The sequence below is a fragment of the Parabacteroides caecihominis genome (assembly GCF_023656785.1).
Lineage (GTDB): Bacteria > Bacteroidota > Bacteroidia > Bacteroidales > Tannerellaceae > Parabacteroides > Parabacteroides segnis.
The window spans coordinates 13771-37605 of record NZ_JAMOKS010000004.1; the positions used below are offsets into that span (position 1 = coordinate 13771).

The following is a 23835-nucleotide window of genomic DNA, read 5'->3' on the forward strand; positions in this document are numbered from 1 at the left end:
AACCTTTCCCTCTTCTAATCTTCATTATTATGCTTGCCGGACAAAGTATTTTATCCGGCATTTCCTATTACAATTTATAAGGCTGATCGATATCAATAACTATTTATGATCTTATTTGCTTTAGATATAACAACTGAAGCGGGAACAGTTTCCAGCGTATTTTCATCAAACAGACTCAATGCCTTATCTATTTTAGCTTTTGCCTGTTGATTCCCCGACAAATTGAACTCCTCTCTCAAAATCCTGATTTTCTCAAATGCCTGAATACCAGCAATCAGACGTTCAAAACGCATGGAGGTTCTTGCACCCGGATAGATAAAATAAGTATCTCCTCCCGGCCAGGTATAGAAGCGGCTGTCAAGCAACGGTTCGATCACCCAGCTGTTCAATGCCCAGCGGGAATAACCATCCAGATTTTCTTTCGCCGCATACCAACTGAACCATTCACATTCGGCAGGCGGATTAAAGGTAAATGTATTCGGACGAGGTTCTTCACAACTGGTATAAAAGGTAGTGACTTTACCCTCAGCTCTGCGTTTAGCCTTCATCTCTTCTGAATATTTCATCCGTAATGCCACACAGTAATCATCCAGCTCGTCAGACAGTTCTTCATGTAAAGCACCGGCTAAAGAAACCTTGAAGCCTGGATCGGCCTTATGTATCACTTTCAATGTTTCCTGCATAACCGCCATAGGACGTTCATCCATAGAAATATGGGTAATATCGAACCAGCCTTTTTCTTTCAAATGAGCAGCAAACGATCTCAGCATAGTTCCCCATATATCTTCATATTCCAGATCACCGGGTTTCATCTCTATAAACTTCAGACTATTGGTTGCCTGGTCGAAATACTGAAAAGATAACCTCCAGGGAACCATCGAATAACAGTTTATTTCCTGCGTTACACCGACACTCATCATAAACTCTATCCACCGATCGAAAACAGTGTAATCAAAAGACCAGCTACCGTCTGCTTTCTTCATCCAGGTAATCATCGTTTCAAAATAATCGTACGTTTGCCCATTCCAGGGTTTATGCATGATGGAGGCAGTTATGACCTTTCCTCCCGCTTGGCGATACATCTCCATATAGGGACGCATACAATCAAAATGAGCCTTACTCCAGGGTTCAACCTGATGATAACGTGCTATTGCGAACGGATTCTGCCATAAGTCAAGATGATAAGTCCACTCGGACGGCATAGGTAAGATGCGATCTTTCACATTGATTTTTAAAATAAGTTCCCCGAGTGTTTTATCCCCATCTTTCAAAACCACTTTGCCCTCATAAATACCAGCCGGGCTATCTTGAGGAACCCATACGCGTACCCATCCTCCCTGGGTAGTACGCTCCGGTAAAGAAAGCACTTTTGTCAGGTGATCTATCGGATCAGCAACCAATGACGAATCAAATGCAGCAGCATCCGGACGGGAGCCACATCCCCCCATTCCATCCTTATTCAGTTCGTCTGTCATTACATAACGAACAAAACCTGACAGCAACCGATCCTGACCAATCTTGCTTTTCTTATTTTTATGAACCAGTTCCGTTACAGAAAAGGATAGACTATGTAAAGGTTGATCACTCCATACAACCCACTGGGTAGCAACACGTTCTCCCTTCCATGCCGTCAGTTCGATCTCTTTACTTATCCGGCCGACTGGTGCCGGTTCTTCTTTTTTATACCGTATATCGGTAGAACCCCAACTTACACTTGTCCCTTTTACATTTTTCCATAATCCCGGATCCGTTGTTGCCGGATTAGGCAATTCTGCATACGTATCTACGGGAAAAGGTGTTTGCCCGGTAGATTGGCCGGAATGAGTGGCTCCTACCATTGATTGCGCCTGTCCCTGTATACTAAAACTGATACTTAAAAATACAGCAACTATTATTTTATTCGATTTCATACAAATATGTTTTTACGTTGTTATCAGAGACAAATAAGGCCGTTGCCAGACGGTAACGGCCTTATCCTGTCAACTTATTCTATTCAATTACCAGTCACCATTCTGAGTACACAACAAGTTGGTTTGTATCTCTTTAGCCGGTATGGGCAAATAATAATGACGTTTCTGGAAGCTGGCAAAACGAATTGGGTCCTGCGCTTTCAACTCCTGTTCAAGCAACCCCCAACGACGAAGGTCATAGAAACGTTCCCCTTCTTTAAAGAACTCGATAGCACGCTGATGGATCAGTTCTTCCTTAACCGATGCAGCATCTGTCTTGCCGGAATAAGGAAGCAAGTTACCTCCACGGGTACGTATCTGGTCTATGTAACCGATTGCCTGCGCCGTATTATTCAGATTCAGCTCACACTCAGCCAATAACAGAATCACATCGGCAAAACGCATGGCACGTTCGTTGATATAGGAAGGAATTGTTTCCACTTCCTGTTCACGAGTTTTGGAATTCTGATATTTAAGGATCCAGTATGAACTCAGGTCTTCACCGGATAATACTTCCTGAATAGGCTTCATATAATACATACAACCGGGATAATCCCAGGCCACAGATGTCAATGTACGATAATCATACTCTCCGTTTGCCGCTCTTTCTTTCCTGAAAATATCCATCATCTTCTGGGTCGGTTTTGCCTCAAACCATCCGCCAACAGCACCGGCCGCATATTCAACGGCAATGGTGGTCGACTGGGCAGAATTGGCTGTTTCACCATTATCCCACTGGTCCGATCCGCCAACCGGTTCATAGAGGATCTCAAAAATACTTTCTGCATTGTTTTCATGCTCCTCATCGAAATTCCAGGTAAAATCATCTACCAGTTTATACGTATACGGAGCTTTAGTCAATGGTTCCAGGGTATTTTTAGCTTCCTGCCATTTTTCCATATACACATACAATTTACCTAAATAAGCATACGAAGTTCCCCGTGTCGGCTTCCCTTTATCATTTGCCAAAGGCAGCAGAGATGCTGACTCGATAAAGTCTTTTTCGGCTTGCCCGTACACTTCTGCCTGGCTCGATTTAGCCAACTGGAAAGTTGCCGGGTCCTGAGAAGCTGTTAACCGCAGAGGAACATCACCAAACTCTTTTGCCAGCTGGAAATAATACATACCGCGGATAAAAAGAGCTTCGCCCCGAATCTGGTCAATGAACTCTTCTGTAAAATCTTTACCGTCTATTTCTTGCAAAATAGAATTAGCCCTGTAAATAGCATTGTAGAACTGATAAAAGATATTATTTGCCACTGCATTGTTCGGATCATTCGTGAAACGATGCATTGAATATATTTCCTGAATATCATTACGGAACTCAATATCATCCGCACGTGAAATACGGGTCATCAGTCCACGGGTTCCATAATATCCGCCATTCCAGTTTTTTAGCGGCGTATAACAAGAGGCCATAGCCTGTCTGAAGTCGGCTTCCGTCTTCCAGAAAGTTTCTCCGGTCGGCTTATTCGGATTAGTCAGATCCAGTTTGCCTTCACAACTATTGAGTGCAACGGCAATAAAAACGAATATGATTAATTTTAATGTTTTCATAATGACATGATTTTTTAGAATGTAAGATTAAGTCCCAACATGAATACTCTGTTTGTCGGATAAACAAAATTATCGAAACCACGGGACGTTGCATTGTCTGCATTATTGATGTCAGGAGTGTAACCACTATATCCTGTGATTGTAAACAAATTTTCCGCATTCACATATACACGCAGTTTTTGTATTTTATCCTGGAACCAACGATTCGGGAATGTATATCCTAACTGGACATTACGCAGACGGAAGAATGAACCGTTTTCAAGGAAACGATCACTCTGGGGCCGGGTGTTCTGGTTCGGATCATCCCAAACTAAACGGGGATGCGATGCACCGGGATTATCCGGAGTCCAGTAATCGAGCGTAGAAGCCAGGAAGTTCGTTCCTTTGTTTACACCTTCCAACTCTAAACGGGTTCCATTATACACTTTATTGCCAAAAACACCCTGCATGCCCAATAAAAGGTCAAATCCCTTGTAGCTTGCATTCAGATTTAATCCCATAGTCAGTGTCGGGAACGGACTGCCGCAATAGACACGATCGTCATCCGTAATTTTTCCGTCACCATTAGAATCCTTGAAACGGATATCTCCGGGTTTTGCATTCGGCTGAATCAAATTACCATCCTTTACATATGCATCTATCTCCGCCTGGTTCTGGAACAGACCTTCTGTTGGGATCAACCAGAAACCACCGATCGGATAGCCGGCCAACGTACGGGTTGTAGCTACATTGGTACGGTTTTTACCACCTTCGATAACTTGATTGGCATCTCCCATTTCTACTACTTCATTTTTCATCGCATTACCGGTCCAGGTAATTCCATAAGAAAAATCTTTTGAAGGGGCATCATTCCAACCCACAGTCCATTCCACACCTGTATTTTTGATTTTACCGGCATTACGGACGGGATCGTTTGCACCGCCTGTCGAGATAGGAATAGGCACTGTCAACAAAATATCTTTAGTATTCTTACGATACCAGTCAGCCGTGACCATCAACCGTGAGTTCATAAAAGCCATATCTACACCGATATTGGTCATTTCCGTTTCTTCCCATTTAATTGCCGGATTCGCAAAATCTTTGGGGAATGCACCACTGATCAAACCGCCGTTGCCATCCGGATAATTAATATTGGATGTAATAACACTGGTGTACATATAGTCGTCAATTTCCTGATTACCCAGGATACCATATCCCGCTCTCAACTTCAACTGGTCCATCCAATCCTTTGACTGTTCCATAAAATGTTCTTCTGCGATATTCCAACCGACCGAAACAGAGGGGAAATGTCCGTATCGATTCTCTTTGGCAAATTTGGAAGAACCGTCCCGGCGATAAGTTGCCGTAATCAAATAACGATTATCATATGAATAGAATACACGGGAAATGATTGAGGTCAACGCGCTCTCTTTCGACCATGTATCATTCATACGGTCCTGTGTAGCAGCACCTACTTCAGTTATTCCTTCAGGCAACCCCTTACCGGAAGCCAGTATATAACGGGTATGATAATTCTGATAAGAATATCCCAACAAAGCACTGATTTTATGTTTACCGAATGTCTGATCAAATGTCAACAGATTTTCAATCAGGAAATTATTCTTTTGATAACGATATTCGGTCATGTTGGACACTGCATTATTACGCAAACCGAAATCATAAATATTTTCATAAGACGTATTCCGCTCAAAGGAGAGATCAGGAGTTGCATTCAGACGGTATTTAAATCCTAAAGGCAATTTAACCTCTGCATACAGGTTGATATAAGCATTGTAAGCATTCCATGTCCTGCGCGTCAGGTTTTCATCCAGGATACCCAGCGGATTAGGAATATCGGTTGCATCACCATACACTTTACCATAGCCTCCCTTTTCGTTGGTCGGATCATATTTTTGAAGAGTCGGTATAGACTGAAGAATAATACCCAGATAACCACCACGTGCAAAACCGTACAAAGGATTATTCTGTTGTGAACTGAACACGACATTGTTTCCAAAAGTAAACCAACCACGCTTATATTCCGATTTAAACTGGGCATTATAGCGTTGGTAATTCGTACCTTTTATTGTTCCGTCCTGATTGACATAACCAAGACCTGTATAATAAGTAAAATACTTTGTGCCGCCTCTGACCGTCAGGTTATAATTCTGCATCAGGGCAGGTCCCATCATTTCATCCTGCCAGTCATTACTTTCTTTCATATCGGTTGCCATTTCAAGCGGACTGGCACCGATAGCCTGACGGGAAACGGTTGTCAGGCGCGCCCAATCTTCCGCACCCAGCATATCCAGATATTTGGACGGAGTTTGCACACCGACATTTACCGAAGCATCGATAATCGGTTTTCCTTCCGTATTGGAACCGGATTTTGTGGTAACAATAATAACGCCATTGGCAGCACGTGAACCATAGATGGCAGCAGAAGAAGCATCTTTCAGCACATCTATACTTTCAATATCGTTCGGATTCAGATGGTCCATGCTGCTCATATACATTCCATCCACAATATACAGCGGACTGGCATTGTTCAAGGTACCGATACCACGAACCATGATACGGCTGCTCTGTCCCGGAGCGCCACCCTGGGACACAATATCGACCCCGGCAATTTTACCCTGAAGGGCCTGCCCGATATTCACATTACTCTGCGTACTCAGCTTCTCGGTACTGATATTTGCCACGGAACCGGTAAGGTCGGCTTTCTTCTGTGTACCGTATCCGATTACGACAATTTCATCCAGTGCTTTGGAATCTTCCACCAATACCACACGGATATTCGTCTCATTTCCTACCGGTATTTCTTTTGTCAAATAACCAATATAAGAAATATTCAATATAGAACCAGCTTCCGCTTCAATTGAAAACTCGCCATTTATGTCTGTAACCGTTCCGTTGGTAGTTCCTTTCACAACTACATTCGCCCCGATAACCGGTTCGCCGTTTGAATCGAGTATCGTTCCATCGATTTTTCTTGCCTGTTGCTGGATTTCAGCATCCGTTTTTCCTGTTACTTTGGTTAGTACGATATGCGTACCTTCCATATCAAAATCGATTTCCGAATTCTTCAGGATGTTTTTAAGGACTGCCGATACCGGCTCATTTTTAACTTTGACAGAGACCTTGCGGTTCACATCTACCTGATTATTATAGATAAACAGATAATCGGTCTGTTTTTCGATTTCGCCTAATACTTCGTCCAGCTGGGCATTACGTTTACTAATACTCACCCGGGCATTTTGTGAATGTGTATTTTCTGCGAAAGAGCAGAACACACATACTAAAAGTAAGAACGTGGTGATTCGCATAATTCTAAAGATTTGTTTAAGTTTCGGGCTTTTAGGATAATACCTACCCGACAAAGAGTTTTTTTTCATACCTTTGTTGATGATTTGAAGTTAATACAGTTTTTAATTGAATTGTGTTGATTGAATGCCGGTAATTGCCCCCCAGCGTTTGCCGGCATTTTTCAGCTAGTGATCATGTATATTATTCATAAGCATTCTTTTAAAGTTAATAAATATCATTATTACAATCTTATTCTATATAAATTATCTGGTTCTCGTCATCCCGCTGATAAGTAAACTTTATATCCTTCTGCAATACCCTCAGCGCATAATCGATACCGTCTGTCTGTCGGAATTTACCCGTGTAAACGTATTTAAAGACATTCTTGTTTTTCACCTGAATTGTTAATCCATAGTATTTTTCAAAATCTTTCATAATGGATGTAAACGTTTCATTCTTAAAACAAATCAAGCCTTCTTTCCATCGGTAAGGATTATAGTCGTCCACAGCGGTTACATGCAATTTTCCATCTTGCAGATAAACCTTATTGTTCGGTTTCAGAGTTATTTTTTGTGTGGAGTCGCTTGCTGAAGCTACCTTTACGCTACCCGACATTAACGTTGTTTCAAACTCGCCTGTTTCTGAATAGGCATTTACATCAAATTTGGTGCCCAATACCTCTACGTTATAATTATCCGTTTGCACGATGAACGGTTTGCTTTTATCTTTTGTCACATCGAAATAGGCTTCGCCATCCAATACCACCTGGCGATTATTTTTACCGAATTTCACCGGATATGACAGTGAAGTCCTGGCATTTAGCCAGACATTTGTGCCGTCGACCAATGTGATATTGATACGTTGGCCTGCCGGGACAGTGATTGTCTGCATCGCCATCAATTCTTTTTCCAACGAAGACTGATAATAAAAATAACTTCCTCCCAAAGTGATTGCGACAACTGCGGCTATTTTGATTAACTCAGTTCTAAGAGAACTAAGGTTTATAGAAAATCTTTTCTTTCCGTTCTTAATTATTTCTTCATTCCCCAAAAGCAACATGGCATCAAACAATTTCCGTTCTTTCAAAAAGGCCAGGCGGTTCTCAGCAGACTCTTCCATCCACTGTTTTACAGCCGCTTCCTCCTCGAATGATGCGTTGCCTTCAAAAAATTTATATAATATATCTTTGTTCATTTTATATCGTTTAGGATTACCCTTCTATATTAATAGCAGTTCACACTTGCATATCCCTAGTAAAAATATAAAAAAAATATTACAAACTCAATTTTTCCTTTATATGATATTGTCTCCAGTGGTGTCAATAAAGACAGAAACAGCTCTGATTTTATCAAATTTGTTTGCGAAGCCTAACTCTCACCCCATTGCACTGGGTATTTTCCCCCATTGTAATGGGGATTATTCCCCTTTGTAGTGGGGAAAATTCCCCACATAAACAAAAACAGTGGGGAATTTTAGCGAAAGAAACTTTCTGCGGTAGAAATCCGATCCGCCCAATAGAGCTGAAATAAAATGATACTTTACATTTTATTTCTTTTTTTATCCTGCCGGGCCTGTTTTTGAATCCTTCCAAAGAAATATTAAAACTCTTTCTAGAGAAATAGATAAACCTTAGTTCTCTTAGAACTGAGTTAATCAAAATAGCCGCAGTCATCGCCCTTACGCTTGGCGGGAGTTTTATCTACCGGCAAATGCAAACGGAACAGACTCCGATAACATTGCAAACAATCACTGTCCCGGCAGGACAACGCATCAATATTACATTAGCTGACGGAACAAATGTCTGGCTGAACGCACGGACTACCATTCAATACCCAATCACCTTTAACGAAAAGGAACGTCTGGTAAAACTGGACGGCGAAGCCTATTTCGATGTGACAAAAGATAAAAACAAACCGTTCATCGTGCAAACAAATAATTATAACGTAGAGGTATTGGGTACTAAATTCGATGTCGATTCTTATTCGGAAACAGAAATATTTGAAACAACCCTGATGGAAGGAAGTGTGAGGATTTCTTCCCTGACCGATGCAAACGAAAGCCTGATGCTCACCCCAAATAACAAAGCCTATCTATATGAAGGCAAACTACGGGTGAAACCGGTAGACGATTATACGCCTTACCGCTGGCGGGAAGGCCTGATCTGTTTCAAGAACGAGACATTTGCATCGATCATGAAAGATTTTGAGAAATACTATGGGATAAACATCTATATCACAAATAAACAAGTACAAAAATACTTGTATACAGGAAAGTTCAGACAAACCGACGGCGTTGATTATGCATTGAGGGTTTTACAAAAAGATATAAAGTTTGCCTATGAACGGGATGACGACAATCACATTATTTATATCAAATGATTTTAACAATATGTTTCACCTAAATTAAAATGCTTATGGGATAAAAAATTTGTTAACCGTAATGCCGGTGAAAGCTGGGGGGCAATAGCCGGCAGACATCCAATTAACACAAACTAAATTATTAATTTATTAATTTCAAATCACAACAAAGTATGAAAGAAAACACTTTGTCGAGGTGTAATTATCGGGCACCGCGACCCTTAAAAATTTTCAGAATTATGAGAATCACGACATTCCTGCTCTTAGTATGTGTGTTCTGCACTTTTGCAGAAAATACACATTCACAAAATGCGAGGGTCAGTATTAACAAGAAAAATGTTCAACTGGAAACAGTACTGAACGAGATAGAACACCAGACTGATTACCTGTTTATCTACAACAACCAGGTAAACGTAAACAAGAAGGTGTCGTTAAAGGCTAAAAACCAGCCTGTCTCAAAAGTACTGGAAGAATTGTTGGCTGATTCGGGTATCACATATTCTGTAGAAGGAAACCATATCGTACTTGGTAAACAGACTATGGCTGCCGCTCCGCAACAAAGTAGTACAATCAGAGGTAAAGTAATCGACACCAATGGAGACCCCGTTATCGGAGCCAACATTGTTGAAAAAGGAACAACCAACGGAACTACAACGGACGTAGAAGGGAATTTTTCTATTAACGCAAAGTCAGGTTCAACGCTGGTAATCACTTTCATCGGCTATGTCAGAGAAGAAGTGAAAGCTAACGCCGGAAGAAGAATGGAAATCATCTTACAGGAAGACTCCGAGACATTGGAAGAAGTCGTTGTCGTAGGATACGGTACCATGAAAAAAGCAGACTTGACAGGTTCTGTGGCAACTGTCGGCTCGGAAGTGATCGAAGACCGTCCGTTGACCAACCTGGGAGCGGGGTTGCAGGGCGCAATTGCCAACTTGAATATCAGCTCTTCCAACGGTGCTCCGGGAACAGGCTCGACATTCAATATCCGTGGTACGACAAACTTATCCGGCGGAGGTCCGCTGGTCCTGGTGGACGGTATCGAAATGGACCCAAACCTGATTAACCCGCAGGATGTGAAGGATGTAACCGTTCTGAAAGATGCGGCTTCCGCGTCTATCTATGGCGCACGTGCCGCTTTCGGTGTAATCCTGATCACCACTAAGACAGGTTTCGTATCACAAAAACCGGTCGTTTCACTGAGCGCAAACTATTCCATCAACGTTCCGACCGTTCATGCCAATTATATGAACTCCATGGAATATACCCAATGGATGAATGATGCCAACACGACAAGCAACGGTAGTAACTATTTCGATGACATTACTATGGAGCATGTCAGAAATTATTACAATGATCCGGTCAATAATCTTCCGGTATTCCATCATCCGGACGATGCAGCCAGCAAATACCGTTATTGTGGCAATACCGACTGGTATGAAGCCTTGAATAAGAAAAGTTATCCGATGCAACAGTACAACATCAGTGTACAAGGCGGTAGCGAAACAGCAAAATATATGACATCGGCCGGTATGTTCCAGCAGGACGGTATCTCTAAATGGACAGACGAAGATTACAAACGTTTCAATGTATTGCAACACGTAAACTACAAAGTGAACAACTGGTTGCAGGTTGGCTTGAGAGCAACTCTGTCAATGGTAAAAATGAATACCGGTCCACAAAATAAATATGGTAGCAACTCTTTGGGAGCTACGATTCCGGGCGACAGCCGCCCTCTGATGCCGGTTTATCATCCGGACGGACATTTTGCCGGTTACTGTGGCGACGGTTACTTTACGAATCAGGCAGCCTGGTTATCACAAGGTGGTTCTGCCGAAATGAGAAACAATAATATGTATGCAACGGCATTCGCTAAACTGAACCCGTTCGAAGGATTGGAAATCAACTTCGATTATACATATAACTACTATAACTATTCTTTCAAGAACCATGTACGTGAATACATCGACTATGACGCTGATGGAAATCAGGGTTCAATCTTCCCGCATACATCTCCGAATCAGGTCTCTTATAACAAAAGAGAATCGCAGTACGACGTATTCAATGCATATGCTACTTATAAGAAGAAAATCAACAAAGTACATGCTTTGGAAGGAATGATCGGTTTCAACCAGGAAAATGCGACTTATAAAGGTGTGGGTCTGAGCAGAAATAATCTGATCGCCAACGATATTCCATTTCTGAACCTGGCAACCGGCGACCGCTCGACCAGTGATTATATGAACCAGTGGGCCATCCGTGGTGCTTTCTTCCGTCTGTTCTATGCTTACGACGACAAATATCTGGTACAGGTAAATGGCCGTTACGACGGTTCTTCACGTTTCCCGAAAGATGACCGCTTTGCATTCTTCCCGACATTCTCATTGGGTTGGAGACTTTCACAGGAAAAATTCTGGAAACCGATCGCCCATATCGTAAATGACTTCAAGATCAGAGGTTCTTACGGAGCTTTAGGAAATCAGGTATTACTGCAAGGTGGTAATGACATGTATTATCCCTATATTTCTACCTATACCACAGGTGAAGTAGGCTACCTGTTTAGCGGTGAAAAACAGATGGGTGTATATGCTCCGGGATTGGTAAGCGACCAGCTAACCTGGGAAACAGTTAAACAATGGGACTTAGGTTTTAACTTCTCTATGTTTGACAGCAAGCTGACCGGAGAATTCGACTATTACGTTCGAACAACAGAAGACATGTTGACAAAATCAAAAACATTACCTTCCATTTTAGGTGTTTCTGAACCTCAGATGAATGCTGCCGATTTGAGAACCAGTGGATGGGAAGTTGCTTTAACCTGGAAATCGGCCTTACAGAATGGTTTGGCCTATAGCGCGACGCTATCTTTATCAGACTATCAGGCTGAAATCACCAAATATGATAATCCGACAAAAAACTTGTCTGACAATTATTATGAAGGTAAAAAGCTGGGTGAAATCTGGGGATTCGTAACAGATGGTTTATTCCAGTCTGACGAAGAAGCCTCTTCATGGAACCAGTCAAAAATAGTCGGTTATACGCAATATGCCGGTGATATCAAATTTGCCGACCTGAATGGTGACGGAGAGGTTACAAGAGGCGAAAACACGGTCAACAACTCAGGTGACCTGAAGATCATCGGTAATGAAACACCGCGTTATAACTTCGGTATCCGTGGTACAGCCGAGTATAAGGGCTTCGATTTCACGTTATTCTTCCAGGGCACTATGAAACGTGATATTATACCGTCAAAGACATTCTATCTGTCTCATTATACATCTGAGTGGTCTGTTCCCCAAAAGATGAATTATGACTATTGGAGAGAAGACAACCGCGATGCGTTCTTTCCACGTGCCCGTATGAACGGTTCTGCTGTAAATGAAAACCAGACCCGTTTCATGTTGAATGGTGCTTATATCCGTTGTAAACAGCTCGCTCTTGGTTATACTATTCCTAAATATATCACGGAAAAGGCTAAAATCTCCAAGCTGAGAGTTTACTTCAATGCAGACAACTTGTTTGAATTCTCCGGAATGCCTGACACTTTCGATCCTGAATTGGCTACAGTAAATGCTTATCCATTTATCCGGTCATTCTCTTTTGGTGCTAACCTGACATTCTAAGATGAAACATTGTAGAATAATTAAAATTAAGAACAGAATGAAAAAAGTATATTATATAGCAAGCATGTCTTTATTACTTGGATTTTCCGCATGTAATAACGACTTTATGGACTTGTATCCGGAAGATAAGATCAATGACGAGACTTATTGGAAGACTGAAAGCGACTTGAAAAACTTTGCCAACCAGTTCTATACAACACTGGATAATACCGGTATATATAACAGTGACAATGCCTCAGACAATCAGGCACCTCAATCTAAGGATGACTTTGTTTGGAGTGATTACACCATCCCTACAGCCGGAGGGGGTTGGGCTAAAGGCGATTGGGCTAATATCAGAAGTTGTAATTATTTTTTGAGCCGTTATCATACCGTTGAGGGGAATGCTGAAAAGATCAACCAGTATGTAGGGGAGATTTACTTCTTTAAAGCCAAGTTCTATTACGAAAAAGTTCTTCGATTCGGTGATGTACCCTGGTTGACAACAGACCTGACTACTTCTTCCGAAGAACTATACAATCCACGTAATGATCGCGGAGCTGTTATCGACTCTATCTATGCTTGCCTGGACAAAGCCAGCGAATGGTTGCCGGAAACAATGCAAGACTCACGTCTAAGTAAATATGCTGCATTGACTCTGAAATCCAGGGTATGTCTGTTTGAAGGAACCTGGAGAAAATACAGAAATCTTGAAAATGCAGATAAGTATCTACGTATTAGTGTAGATGCTGCCGAAAAAATTATCAATAGTGGTAATTTTACTGTTTACTCTACCGGTAATATTGAAGACGACTATCATGCACTGTTCAACCAACAAGATTATTCAAACAATAAGGAAGCAATCTTTTTTGCTGCCTATGTGACAGATAAACGCATGAATAACAGACCTCGTACAGTCCGTGAAGCAAAAACTGGTATGACCAAGGACTTTGTAGAATCATTCTTATGCGATGATGGTAAACCTATTGCTCTAAGCGACCGGTATAAAGGTGACGTAAAATTCACTGATGAGTTTGAAAATCGTGACCCGCGTTTGAAACAATGTATATACACACCAGAACGTCCTATAGCTATATTGGCAGATGGTTCTGAAGAATATGAAAATTCTCCGGTATTCAGTAATCTCTCAAATACAGGTTACCGCTTATACAAAATGTATTCTCCGTTAGCGGAAGATAACGAATATATTAAATGTACACTGGACGACCTGATCTACCGATACGGTGAAGTTCTTCTGAATTATGCTGAAGCAAAAGCCGAATTGGGTGAATGCGACCAGGCGGTTCTGGACAAAACGATCAATAAACTGCGTGACCGTGTAGGCATGAAACATCTGACAACAGATGTAGGATTTACCGATCCGAACTGGCCGGCATGGGAAGTTCCCATCTCTCCTCTATTAAACGAAATTCGTCGCGAACGTCGTGTAGAGTTGGCTTGCGAAGGCCTCCGTTGGAACGATTTGTGCAGATGGAAAGCAGGGAAGTTACTGGAAAACATAAAAACTTATTTAGGTCCGCGCGATCCGGCAACAGGTGAATACCGTGTTGTTTATCCGGGTATGACCCGCACATGGTACGATCGTTTATACCTGTATCCGATCCCGACAGACGAGTTTACTTACAATCCGAACTTATTACCTCAAAATCCGGGTTGGGCAAACTAATTAAAGTTCTATTATATAGATCAGATATAAAACATCGAATGACATATTTAAATTAATAAAAACTCAATGTTTTATATCTGATTTATTACTAGTACAATTGAGGACTTAGTCCCTTACAGCAATATCAATTTCAAATTCAATTATCATGAAAAAGTTATTCCTCTCCATTCTATTTTGTTCATTATTTATGTCTGTTTATGGTTACACTTATCAAATTCGCGAGACTGCAAGTGATTCCTATACATACCGTGACAGTAGTATACGTACCTATACTTTTTTCGCATCCGGTGAAAACAAATATCGTTTCACCGTAGATCTAAATTCTAATGGAGCTTATCCTACTAATGGAAAAATTACTGATAGTTTCGGCAATGTATTAGCTCCTGTTACTTTATATCTAAATCTTGAAAATAGTACCGGAAAGCAATATATTGGTGTAATTAGTAGTGGAAACATCTATGGTACAATAAAATACGATGTTAATACCCCAATTCAAATAGGGACCTTTAACTCAATCTTTGTAAATATGGAACTATTTATTACTATAAGTAGTCAGTAAAAAGAGTTCTTCAAAACATTTGAAAAGTATACTATCTTCCCCTAGAGTTCTTTCTCTCTTGTTAAAGCAAGAACTCCCACTTACTTAAGCATTTAGGTAACAATATATATTTCAGCAAGTATATTATCAATATACTTTTCAATTATTATATGTTATTACTATTCAGTAAATAGTAATTATCTATATATTTATTGACTTATTCTTTTACATAAAAATCTGACTCAATCATGAAAAAAACATTTGTAGGATTACTGGCAGCCTTGTCAGTTCTTGTTTCCTGTTCATCCAACGAACCGACGAACGTTGTCACCCCAAACGCACGGCAACTGGCCTGGGCCAATGCCGAAGTTGGCGTATTGATCCATTTTGATATGCCTGTTTACCAACCGGACTACAATTTCAGGAAATGGGGAACGCATCCGGACGCATCCATTTTCAACCCGACAGAATTGAATACCGACCAATGGCTGGAAACCGCGCACAAACTGGGAGCCCAATATGCCGTACTGGTAGCCAAGCATTGCAGCGGCTTCAGCCTGTGGCCAACGGAAGCACATGATTACAGTATCAAACAATCTCCCTGGAAAAACGGCGAAGGTGATATTGTTGCCGATTTTATCGCTTCCTGTAAAAAGTATAATATCAAACCGGGAATCTATGCCAGCACAACGGCAAACGGTTATCTGTATGTAGACAATCCCGGCGTTGTCCAGGAAGGCAGTCCGGTCACTCAGGAAGAATACAACAAAATTGTGACTCAGCAATTGACTGAGTTATGGAGCAATTACGGGGAATTATTTGAAATATGGTTTGATGGCGGCGTGCTTTCCAAAGACCAGGGCGGTGCAGACGTACTATCCCTGGTACAGAAACTACAACCCAATGCCATCGCTTTCCAGGGTCCGTACGGTCATCCAAACCTGATCAGATGGGTAGGCAATGAGGAAGGTGTCGCCCCTTATCCGTGCTGGTCTACTGCCGATTCGACAACCAATGCCGACGGCACGCGTGTCATAAATGGCTTGAACGGCGATCCTTTCGCCCCGTTCTGGTGTCCGGGGGAATCAGATTTCACCCTGCGCTGGAACCGTTCCTTCCAGGGCGGCTGGTTCTGGACGGCCGGACAGGACAGCATGATGTTCACTCTCCCTGAACTGCTGACAAAATATGAGACCAGTGTAGGAAGAAACACAAATATGCTGTTGGGATTAGTTATCGATGACAAGGGACTTATTCCGGATGCCGACGTCCGCCAAGTGGAAGCGCTGGGCAAAGAGATTACACGCCAATATGGTAGTCCGCTGCAACAAACATCGGGCACCGGATCGGAATTTGTCATTTCTTTCGACAAACCGGTCAGCATCAACCGTGTCATCCTGCAGGAAGATATCTCAAAAGGAGAACGGGTTCTGAAATATACCCTGAAAGGTAAAATGAATAATGAATGGATTGACCTTTCTTCGGGTACCTGCATCGGCCATAAACATATAAACAGGTTTGAAGCACAAACGCTCGATGCAATCAAATTAGTTGTAGACGAATCAAAAGCTGATCCCCTGATCATGAACTTTTCAGTTTTTGAAACCATCTGAACGACCTACCCGGAAAATAACGGACATTTCCTGACTTCATCAAAAAGTCTTTTCCAAAAGAGGTACGTCTAATTGAAATTAGAGGTAGGTGTAAATTGATTTAGAGGTACGTCTAAATTGATTTACACCTACCTCTATCTAAAATAAGGACAGGACGAATTTTTGGAAAGAAGCTGACTTATCCATAAATCAAACGTTTTGATTATATTTTATTTGTTTTATATTTGTATGTCAAAACAGCAATATGCAGGATAATGAGACTAAAATAAAATGGAGACAGTTTATCGCAGGGGATAACGACTCGTATAGTTGGTTGTATAATGAATATGTACAAACCTTATATCAGTACAGCCTTCGTTTTACCTCAAACCCTGAACTAATAAAAGATTGCATACAGGAAGTTTTTACTCAACTGTATAAAAACAGAGAACGTCTCATCGTTCCCGATAATATTAAAGTATATTTGTTTGTTACCATAAAGAACTGTGTATTACGTGCTCTTTATAAAGAATCAATCTACGAAAGAAGTACGATGGAACAAGTTCCGTTCTTACTCGAACCCACAGTGGAAGACGAGTTCATCAATAATGAACAATACAAAAATCAGCAAAAGAAAGTCAAAGAGATTCTCTCCATACTGACTCCCCGCCAAAAAGAGATCATATACTATCGGTTTATTCAAGAAATGAGCATGGAAGAAATATGTATATTAATGGATATGAATTATCAGTCTGCACAAAACCTGATACAACGATCATTAAAAAAAATCAGACAAAATTATAGTTCTACCGGATTATTCCTTTTATTACTTTACCTATCAATGAAATAGTACAACAAAAAACGACTCTTTCAAAAAAAATTCTCTTTAGTGAGTATAAAATAGGTAACAACGTCTCCTTATATAAAATCCTTCTTGATATAAATGAGAAAAGATTATACAAAATATAAAGCAGACGAGTTACTGAACGACGATTATTTCCTGCTATCGGAATTATATCCGACAGAAAAAGACCGAAAGTTCTGGCATAAACTTCAGCAAGCTGACAACGCTCTTGCTGAAGAGATAGAATCTGCTCGTTTCTTCTTAAAAAGTATCAAAAGGATATCCTACAATTCAGCTCTATCAGTCGACGATGAAAAAGAATTATGGAAACGTATACAAACAGCCAATACGGTATACGATAAACACACAAAGAAGATTCATTTCCTGAAAATAGCGGTTTCTGTAGCAGCCTCCTTGCTGATAATCTCCGCTTATGGATGGCATACTTTATACAATCAGGAACAAGCGATCGATTATGAAGCTATGATAAGTACCATTCCGCAAACCGACAATCCGTCGGAGAACGTTCAGCTGATCCTTTCAAAAGAAAAAAAGATATCTATTGAAGGGAAAGACACCCGGTTGGAATATACAAAGGAAGGAAATATCAATGTAAACTCGGAAGAAGTAAACATTGAAAAAGAAGATATAAAAGAAGAAAAAGTTCAATCGTTCAATCAATTAATTGTCCCGATAGGAAAACGTTCTTCCATTACATTCACAGATGGAAGTAAAATGTGGGTGAACGCTGGTTCAAAAGTGATTTATCCCGCTCAATTTACCGCCGACAGCCGGGAAATATTCGTAGAGGGAGAAATTTATCTGGACATTGTACACGATGAAAAAAGACCTTTTATCGTAAAAACCAGAAAAATGGAGGTCAGAGACCTGGGAACCCAGTTTTGTGTCTCTGCCTACGATAATGAAACAAGCAGTCATGTTGTACTGGTAAAAGGAAAAGTTGAAATAGAAACAAAAGGAAAAAGAAAAAATACATTAAGTCCTAATCAGTTGTTCCTATATGACAACAAGAGTGATGAAGAATCCGTGTACCACGTAAACACACAAGATTATGTTGCCTGGAAAGACGGATATTATCAGTTCAATCACCAGAAGCTGGATGTTGTTCTTGAGAAGCTCTGCAAATACTATGGGATTAAAATCCATTGGGACGAAAAAGTCAGTGAACTCACTTGTAGCGGAAAACTGGATTTGAAGGAAACCCCCGAGAAAGTACTCAGTGCACTTCAGAATGCCGCCCCGATCAAAGTCGAGCAAACAGGCGAACAGATTTATATTATTGTCAAACATTAAAACTCACAAAATTATGGGACCTTAGATTTAGAGGGATAAAATTTTAGAAATTTCCCCTCACTAATAATTTACATGCATTAAACCGTATTATAAACTTAAATCGTTACACAACATGAATGAGAACACCAGGTTTACTCAAAGGAAAACCCAATCCAAAAGACTAATACGTGTCATGAAGTTTTTTTTACTTTTTGCGTTTTTAACAGCAGGATCATGTTTTGCCTCAGAGATATATTCTCAAGAGACATCATTCTCCATGAACTACGAAAACAAAACGGTTAAAGAAGTTATTAATGAAATAGAAAACAACAGCGAGTTTATCTTCTTTTACCTAGACAAGTCAATTGATCTGAACCGTAAAGTATCTATAAATGTAAAAGATCAGAAAATAGATACTATCCTTAATCAATTATTTTTCGGTACGGAAAATAATTACTCCATATCTGACCGTCAGATAATCATTTCCCAAAAAGAGACACCTGTAAACACTGAAACAAAACAGAAAGACACTCGTACAATTTCAGGTATCGTAAGAGATAACATGGGACCGGTTACCGGCGCTAATATCGTTATCAAAGGAACTACAAACGGAACAATCAGTGATCTGGATGGGAAGTTTACATTGGAAAATGTTCCGACAAATGCTATTTTGCAAATTTCCTATATCGGTTATCTTCCGCAAGAAATTACAGTCGGTAGCCAATCTTCCTATAACATCATGCTGAAGGAAGACAGCCAGTCACTCGACGAAGTTGTTGTCGTAGGTTACGGTACAGTTCGTAAAGCCGATTTAGCAGGTTCCGTAGCCGTTTTGGATAATAAAGCATTTAAAGATCAACCGATCACTCAGGTATCAGACGCTTTGCAGGGTCGTGTGTCGGGTGTTCAGGTACAAAACAGCGGTGTGCCGGGAGGAACCGTTAAGATTCGTGTTCGCGGCTCCGGCTCTATTAATCGCAGCAACGATCCGTTGTATGTAATCGACGGTATTGTGCGCGAAAGTGGTCTGACAGGATTGAATCCGGAAGACATTCAGTCTATGCAGATATTAAAGGATGCGTCTTCAACTGCCATCTACGGTTCCCGTGGTGCAAATGGTGTCGTTCTGATCACGACAAAAACCGGTAAAGCGAATGTCCGTCAGATTATGTTCGATGCACAGATCGGTATCGGTACCGTAGCCAAACGTTACGAAACACTCAACCCGTATGAGTTTGCTACATTATATAACACATATCGGAAAGATACCTTCTCTCCGGAACAGTTATCTGCATTCCAGAACGGAACAGCCGGTACGGATTGGCTGGACGAAATCTTTCAAAATGGTATCACACAGGATTACAAATTGACTCTTTCCGGAGGTAGCGATAAAATCCAGTACATTGTTTCCGGAAACTATGTCGGTCAGGAAGGTGTCGTAAAGGAAAATACAAACAAACGCTACCAAGCACGTGCTAATATCACTTCGCAGCTGACAGACTGGTTACATCTGACAGCCGACGTGAATGCCTCTCATAATGTGAAAAGAAGTGCAGATTTCAGTGCAGCAAAAGGTAACATTGTCAATATCGCAATGAATTATGCACCGGTACTTGGTATCATGAATGAAAACGGTACTTATACACGTGACCCGTACAGTGCTATTACACAGTTAAATCCGGTTGGTCTGCTTAATGAACAAATAGGAGAGTCGATGAGAGATATCGTCAATGCTCATATCGATTTAAAATTCAACATTCTTCCTGGTCTGACTTTTACTACCAGTAATGGTATTGATTACAACGACGTGAAAAATTACTCTTTCGCAACAACAAAGGTGTCCAGTTCAAGCAGTATGGGAAACAATGATGCGTATCGTATGACTTTACAAACGACAAACAACCTGACTTATAATGGGAAATGGGGTGACCATGCTTTGACTGCCACAGCCGTTTATGAAGCTACACAATCCGAATACCGCTATATGGATATCAGCGGAAATAATCTGATGACCGAAAGTGTCGGATGGTGGAACGCAGAAATGGCTGGTACCCGCAATGCGAAAAATGATTATTCAAAATGGGCTCTGATGTCCGGTGTAGGCCGCATAATGTATAACTACAAAGACCGCTATATGCTGACCGGAACGATTCGCGCGGACGGTTCATCAAAATTTTTTAACGACAAATGGGGTTGGTTTCCCTCTATTGCTGCCGCCTGGTCAATGGGTAATGAAGACTTTATGCAACATCAGAATATTATACAAGACCTCAAAATTCGAGCCAGCTACGGTTTAATCGGCAGTCAGGCCATTGACCCGTATGAAACATTGGGACTGATGTCTCAAGCCATGTATGCATTCGGAGGAAATGCCTATTACACAGGTTATTGGATTGGACAAACTGTCGCAACCCCGGATCTATCGTGGGAAACAACCCACCAATTCGACTTAGGTTTGGACTTTTCCATTTTGAATCGCAGATTGAACGTTTCTTTCGACTATTTTGACAAACGAACAAAAGACGGTCTGTTAAAACGGACAATTCCGAATTATGACGGTGGAGGTTCCTATTGGGTGAATGCGGCAGAGATAAGTAATCGAGGTATTGACTTTTCTATCAATGCAAATATTTTCGAAGGCTCGGATTTCAGTTGGAACACGACCTTCAACGGCACTTATCTAAAGAATGAAGTAAAAGATCTGGCGGGTCTGGACTTTATCCAGGGAGCAAATATTGCTAGCGGCATGTTTTCAACAGACGGCGTTACCCGTATAACAGTAGGGCAACCGATCGGTGCATTCTACGGCTATGAATGGACTGGATTGGATGCTGCAGGTAATGATTCATTTGTCGATCGGAACAAGGATGGTATAATCGACAGTAAAGATCGTACCTTTATCGGTAAAGCCACTCCTGACTTTACTTTGGGCTGGAATAATAGCTTGCATTGGAAAAACTGGGACTTGAACGTATTCTTTACCGGTTCATTCGGAGCAGAACGTTTTAATATGGTACGTTATACTGGAACATCCATGACTGGCGACTTTGCCTTCATCACATTAAAAGAGTATTTGAATGATAATTTCGATACAAAAGGACAATCGGCCCGCTATCCTTCTGTAAATGTTAAAGGGAATAATTATCAGGCAGCGGCAACCTCTACCAAGTATTTGGAATCAGCAAATTATTTTCGTCTGGATAATATCAGCCTATCATACAACCTACCGAAAGCTGTATCCAAATTTGCCGATCTACGCTTTACATTCAGTTGCCAGAATTTATTCACTATAACCAGTTATAAAGGAATGGATCCAGCCGGTATTTCATTTGTGGATACAGGAACAGGTAGTGTAGATGTAAACGACGGTATCGACTTGGGAGCTTATCCGTTGACTCGTTCGTATACATTCGGAGTTCGTATGAATTTCTAATATTAAATAAAGAATAATTATCATGAAAGCGAAATATATATTATATACCTTAGGCATAGCCTTGTTATCAAGCTCATGTAGTGATTTTCTTGACGAAGATCCAAAAGGCAAACTGACACCGGGCACCTTCTTCTCTACACAGGAGGAATTAACAATGGCAACCTATGCATTGTATAAGAATGTCTGTCTGACACAGACCAACACAAACCCAACAATTCCTTCCTGGTTAGGTGACGACGTAACCGCTAATCCCGGCAGTAATAAACAAGCTTATGCTGAAGTAGATGCATTCCGCGGCTCAGATGCCAATAAGGGGGTAGAAGCTGCATGGTCTACCTCTTACGTCGTGATCAAGGCTGCCAATTATATCATCGAAAATGGGGCTAAAACCCCTACGACACAAGAAGAAATAAATATAGCATTAGGTCAGGCCAAATATTGGCGTGCAGTACATTATTTCTGGCTGGTTCGTCGTTGGGGGGCCATTCCTCTGATTCTGGACACCGAAGTTAACTACGAACGTCCTTTAGCCAATATTCAAGATGTATATAACCAGATTGTCAAAGATTTACAAGACTGCGTTGCTACACTTCCGACCGACTATTCCAAACCTCCTCAGAAATTCCAGGGAGCCAACATCTTCATTACCAAACAGGCAGCCCAGGCAACACTGGCTGCCGTCTATATGGCTATGGCAGGATGGCCTTTAAAACAGACACAATATTATGCTTCGGCTGCAGAACAGGCAAAAGCTGTTATTGATGGTGTAAATAGCGGAACATATGAATATATTCTGGAACCGGAATATAAATATGTATATGCTCCAAGCCATAATTATACAAATGAAACAGTTGTCGGCATCAATTTCTCCAGTGCAGTAGGAACATGGTCTGAAGATTCACAAATGACAAATAGCCACTTGTTCGAATCGCTTACCGGGTGGGGCGATGCACTGGGCGAAATCAAATTCTGGAAAGAATTCCCTACCGGTCCGAGAAAAGATGCAACTTATAACCCGAAGATTCTAGAAGGGAATAAAGAGGGTGGAAAGTTACTGGATTGGTGGGACGAAAGTATTCCCGAGCAGCAGCCTATGTTCTGTGCCTTTACCATCAGTGAAGACGGAGGTGATTACGATTATACGAAGCCTGCCAATACTTCTTTAATGACCAACGATCATCGCCATCGCCTGATCCGCTATTCGGAAGTATTGTTATGGTATGCCGAAGCACAAGCACGTGCTGAGGGTACACCGAACGCAATGGCTTACGAATGTATAAACCTGGTACGTGAACGCGCTGGCCTGGAACCACTACAATCAGGTATGAATGGAGAAACATTTGCCAATGCTGCCTTGAAAGAACACGGTTGGGAAGTAGCCGGTTACTTTGTCGCTTTGGTAACCCGCCGCGATGATCAGATGCGTATGGAATTGCTGGAACAAACATTCAATGAACGTAAAGCCAATGCGGCTATCGAAGTAGCTCCGGGTATTGTGCGAAAAGAAAAAGTGGAATTACCGGCTTCTCTAACCTGGCAGGGTGAAAAATCTATATATCTGCCGTATCCAGCATCCGATGCCCAGCTGAATTCGAACCTGACTCGATGAATTGCTCCTTCAAATAAAGTATTAGTCAAAAGTGTGTTTTTAAGGCTTATACCTTGTTGGGAACTGTCCCGGGAGTGATCCCGGACAGT

The 23835-nt window shown here is 41.3% G+C and carries 13 protein-coding genes; 9 read left to right on the plus strand and 4 right to left on the minus strand.

Features of this window, described 5'->3' with window-relative positions:
* Window positions 1-92: 92 nt before the first annotated feature.
* From NBH14_RS03965 to NBH14_RS03980, 4 genes are all read right to left on the minus strand, one after another.
* Window positions 93-1910, minus strand: coding sequence for a DUF4091 domain-containing protein (locus tag NBH14_RS03965; protein WP_186959869.1), 1818 nt, complete (start codon window positions 1908-1910; stop codon window positions 93-95).
* An 87-nt stretch (window positions 1911-1997) separates the two neighbouring features.
* The gene (locus NBH14_RS03970; RefSeq protein ID WP_186959870.1) at window positions 1998-3506 is read right to left on the minus strand and encodes a RagB/SusD family nutrient uptake outer membrane protein; all 1509 of its coding nucleotides are present in this window, start codon (window positions 3504-3506) and stop codon (window positions 1998-2000) included.
* 14 nt (window positions 3507-3520) lie between these two features.
* Window positions 3521-6880 carry a TonB-dependent receptor gene (locus tag NBH14_RS03975; protein WP_186959871.1) on the minus strand — a complete coding sequence of 1120 codons (3360 nt, stop codon included), beginning with the start codon at window positions 6878-6880 and terminating at the stop codon, window positions 3521-3523.
* Window positions 6881-7040: 160 nt separating this feature from the next.
* Window positions 7041-7985, minus strand: a complete 945-nt coding sequence (locus NBH14_RS03980; protein ID WP_186959872.1) for a FecR family protein — start codon at window positions 7983-7985, stop codon at window positions 7041-7043.
* A gap of 515 nt (window positions 7986-8500) precedes the next feature.
* Here NBH14_RS03980 and NBH14_RS03985 point away from each other — a divergent pair.
* From NBH14_RS03985 to NBH14_RS04025, 9 genes are all read left to right on the plus strand, one after another.
* Window positions 8501-9169 carry a FecR family protein gene (locus tag NBH14_RS03985; protein ID WP_186959873.1) on the plus strand — a complete coding sequence of 223 codons (669 nt, stop codon included), beginning with the start codon at window positions 8501-8503 and terminating at the stop codon, window positions 9167-9169.
* 218 nt (window positions 9170-9387) lie between these two features.
* Window positions 9388-12771 (plus strand): TonB-dependent receptor, encoded by a 3384-nt coding sequence (locus tag NBH14_RS03990; protein WP_250817150.1) that lies wholly within the window; start codon window positions 9388-9390, stop codon window positions 12769-12771.
* Window positions 12772-12808: 37 nt separating this feature from the next.
* Window positions 12809-14437, plus strand: coding sequence for a RagB/SusD family nutrient uptake outer membrane protein (locus NBH14_RS03995; protein ID WP_186959874.1), 1629 nt, complete (start codon window positions 12809-12811; stop codon window positions 14435-14437).
* Window positions 14438-14582: 145 nt separating this feature from the next.
* Window positions 14583-14996, plus strand: a complete 414-nt coding sequence (locus NBH14_RS04000) for a hypothetical protein (RefSeq protein WP_186959875.1) — start codon at window positions 14583-14585, stop codon at window positions 14994-14996.
* 227 nt (window positions 14997-15223) lie between these two features.
* Window positions 15224-16588 carry an alpha-L-fucosidase gene (locus NBH14_RS04005; RefSeq protein WP_186959876.1) on the plus strand — a complete coding sequence of 455 codons (1365 nt, stop codon included), beginning with the start codon at window positions 15224-15226 and terminating at the stop codon, window positions 16586-16588.
* Window positions 16589-16832: 244 nt separating this feature from the next.
* Entirely contained in the window at window positions 16833-17417 is a 585-nt protein-coding gene (locus NBH14_RS04010) for an RNA polymerase sigma factor (RefSeq protein WP_186959877.1), read from the plus strand.
* Between the two features lie 93 nt (window positions 17418-17510).
* Window positions 17511-18725 (plus strand): FecR family protein, encoded by a 1215-nt coding sequence (locus NBH14_RS04015; RefSeq protein ID WP_186959878.1) that lies wholly within the window; start codon window positions 17511-17513, stop codon window positions 18723-18725.
* Between the two features lie 112 nt (window positions 18726-18837).
* Window positions 18838-22137: a TonB-dependent receptor gene (locus NBH14_RS04020; RefSeq protein WP_186959879.1), complete on the plus strand. Its 3300-nt coding sequence runs from the start codon at window positions 18838-18840 to the stop codon at window positions 22135-22137.
* 22 nt (window positions 22138-22159) lie between these two features.
* Window positions 22160-23746 carry a RagB/SusD family nutrient uptake outer membrane protein gene (locus NBH14_RS04025; protein ID WP_128134046.1) on the plus strand — a complete coding sequence of 529 codons (1587 nt, stop codon included), beginning with the start codon at window positions 22160-22162 and terminating at the stop codon, window positions 23744-23746.
* Window positions 23747-23835 lie beyond the last annotated feature (89 nt).

Bases quoted from the DNA above. Each gene is read 5' to 3' on its own strand.
- NBH14_RS04005 (WP_186959876.1), top strand. From the start codon at position 15,224: ATGAAAAAAACATTTGTAGGATTACTGGCAGCCTTGTCAGTTCTTGTT.
- NBH14_RS04015 (WP_186959878.1), top strand. From the start codon at position 17,511: ATGAGAAAAGATTATACAAAATATAAAGCAGACGAGTTACTGAACGAC.
- NBH14_RS04025 (WP_128134046.1), top strand. From the start codon at position 22,160: ATGAAAGCGAAATATATATTATATACCTTAGGCATAGCCTTGTTATCA.
- NBH14_RS04020 (WP_186959879.1), top strand. From the start codon at position 18,838: ATGAATGAGAACACCAGGTTTACTCAAAGGAAAACCCAATCCAAAAGA.
- NBH14_RS03975 (WP_186959871.1), bottom strand. From the start codon at position 6,880: ATGAAAAAAAACTCTTTGTCGGGTAGGTATTATCCTAAAAGCCCGAAA.
- NBH14_RS03970 (WP_186959870.1), bottom strand. From the start codon at position 3,506: ATGAAAACATTAAAATTAATCATATTCGTTTTTATTGCCGTTGCACTC.
- NBH14_RS03965 (WP_186959869.1), bottom strand. From the start codon at position 1,910: ATGAAATCGAATAAAATAATAGTTGCTGTATTTTTAAGTATCAGTTTT.
- NBH14_RS04010 (WP_186959877.1), top strand. From the start codon at position 16,833: ATGCAGGATAATGAGACTAAAATAAAATGGAGACAGTTTATCGCAGGG.
- NBH14_RS03990 (WP_250817150.1), top strand. From the start codon at position 9,388: ATGAGAATCACGACATTCCTGCTCTTAGTATGTGTGTTCTGCACTTTT.
- NBH14_RS03985 (WP_186959873.1), top strand. From the start codon at position 8,501: ATGCAAACGGAACAGACTCCGATAACATTGCAAACAATCACTGTCCCG.
- NBH14_RS03995 (WP_186959874.1), top strand. From the start codon at position 12,809: ATGAAAAAAGTATATTATATAGCAAGCATGTCTTTATTACTTGGATTT.
- NBH14_RS03980 (WP_186959872.1), bottom strand. From the start codon at position 7,985: ATGAACAAAGATATATTATATAAATTTTTTGAAGGCAACGCATCATTC.
- NBH14_RS04000 (WP_186959875.1), top strand. From the start codon at position 14,583: ATGAAAAAGTTATTCCTCTCCATTCTATTTTGTTCATTATTTATGTCT.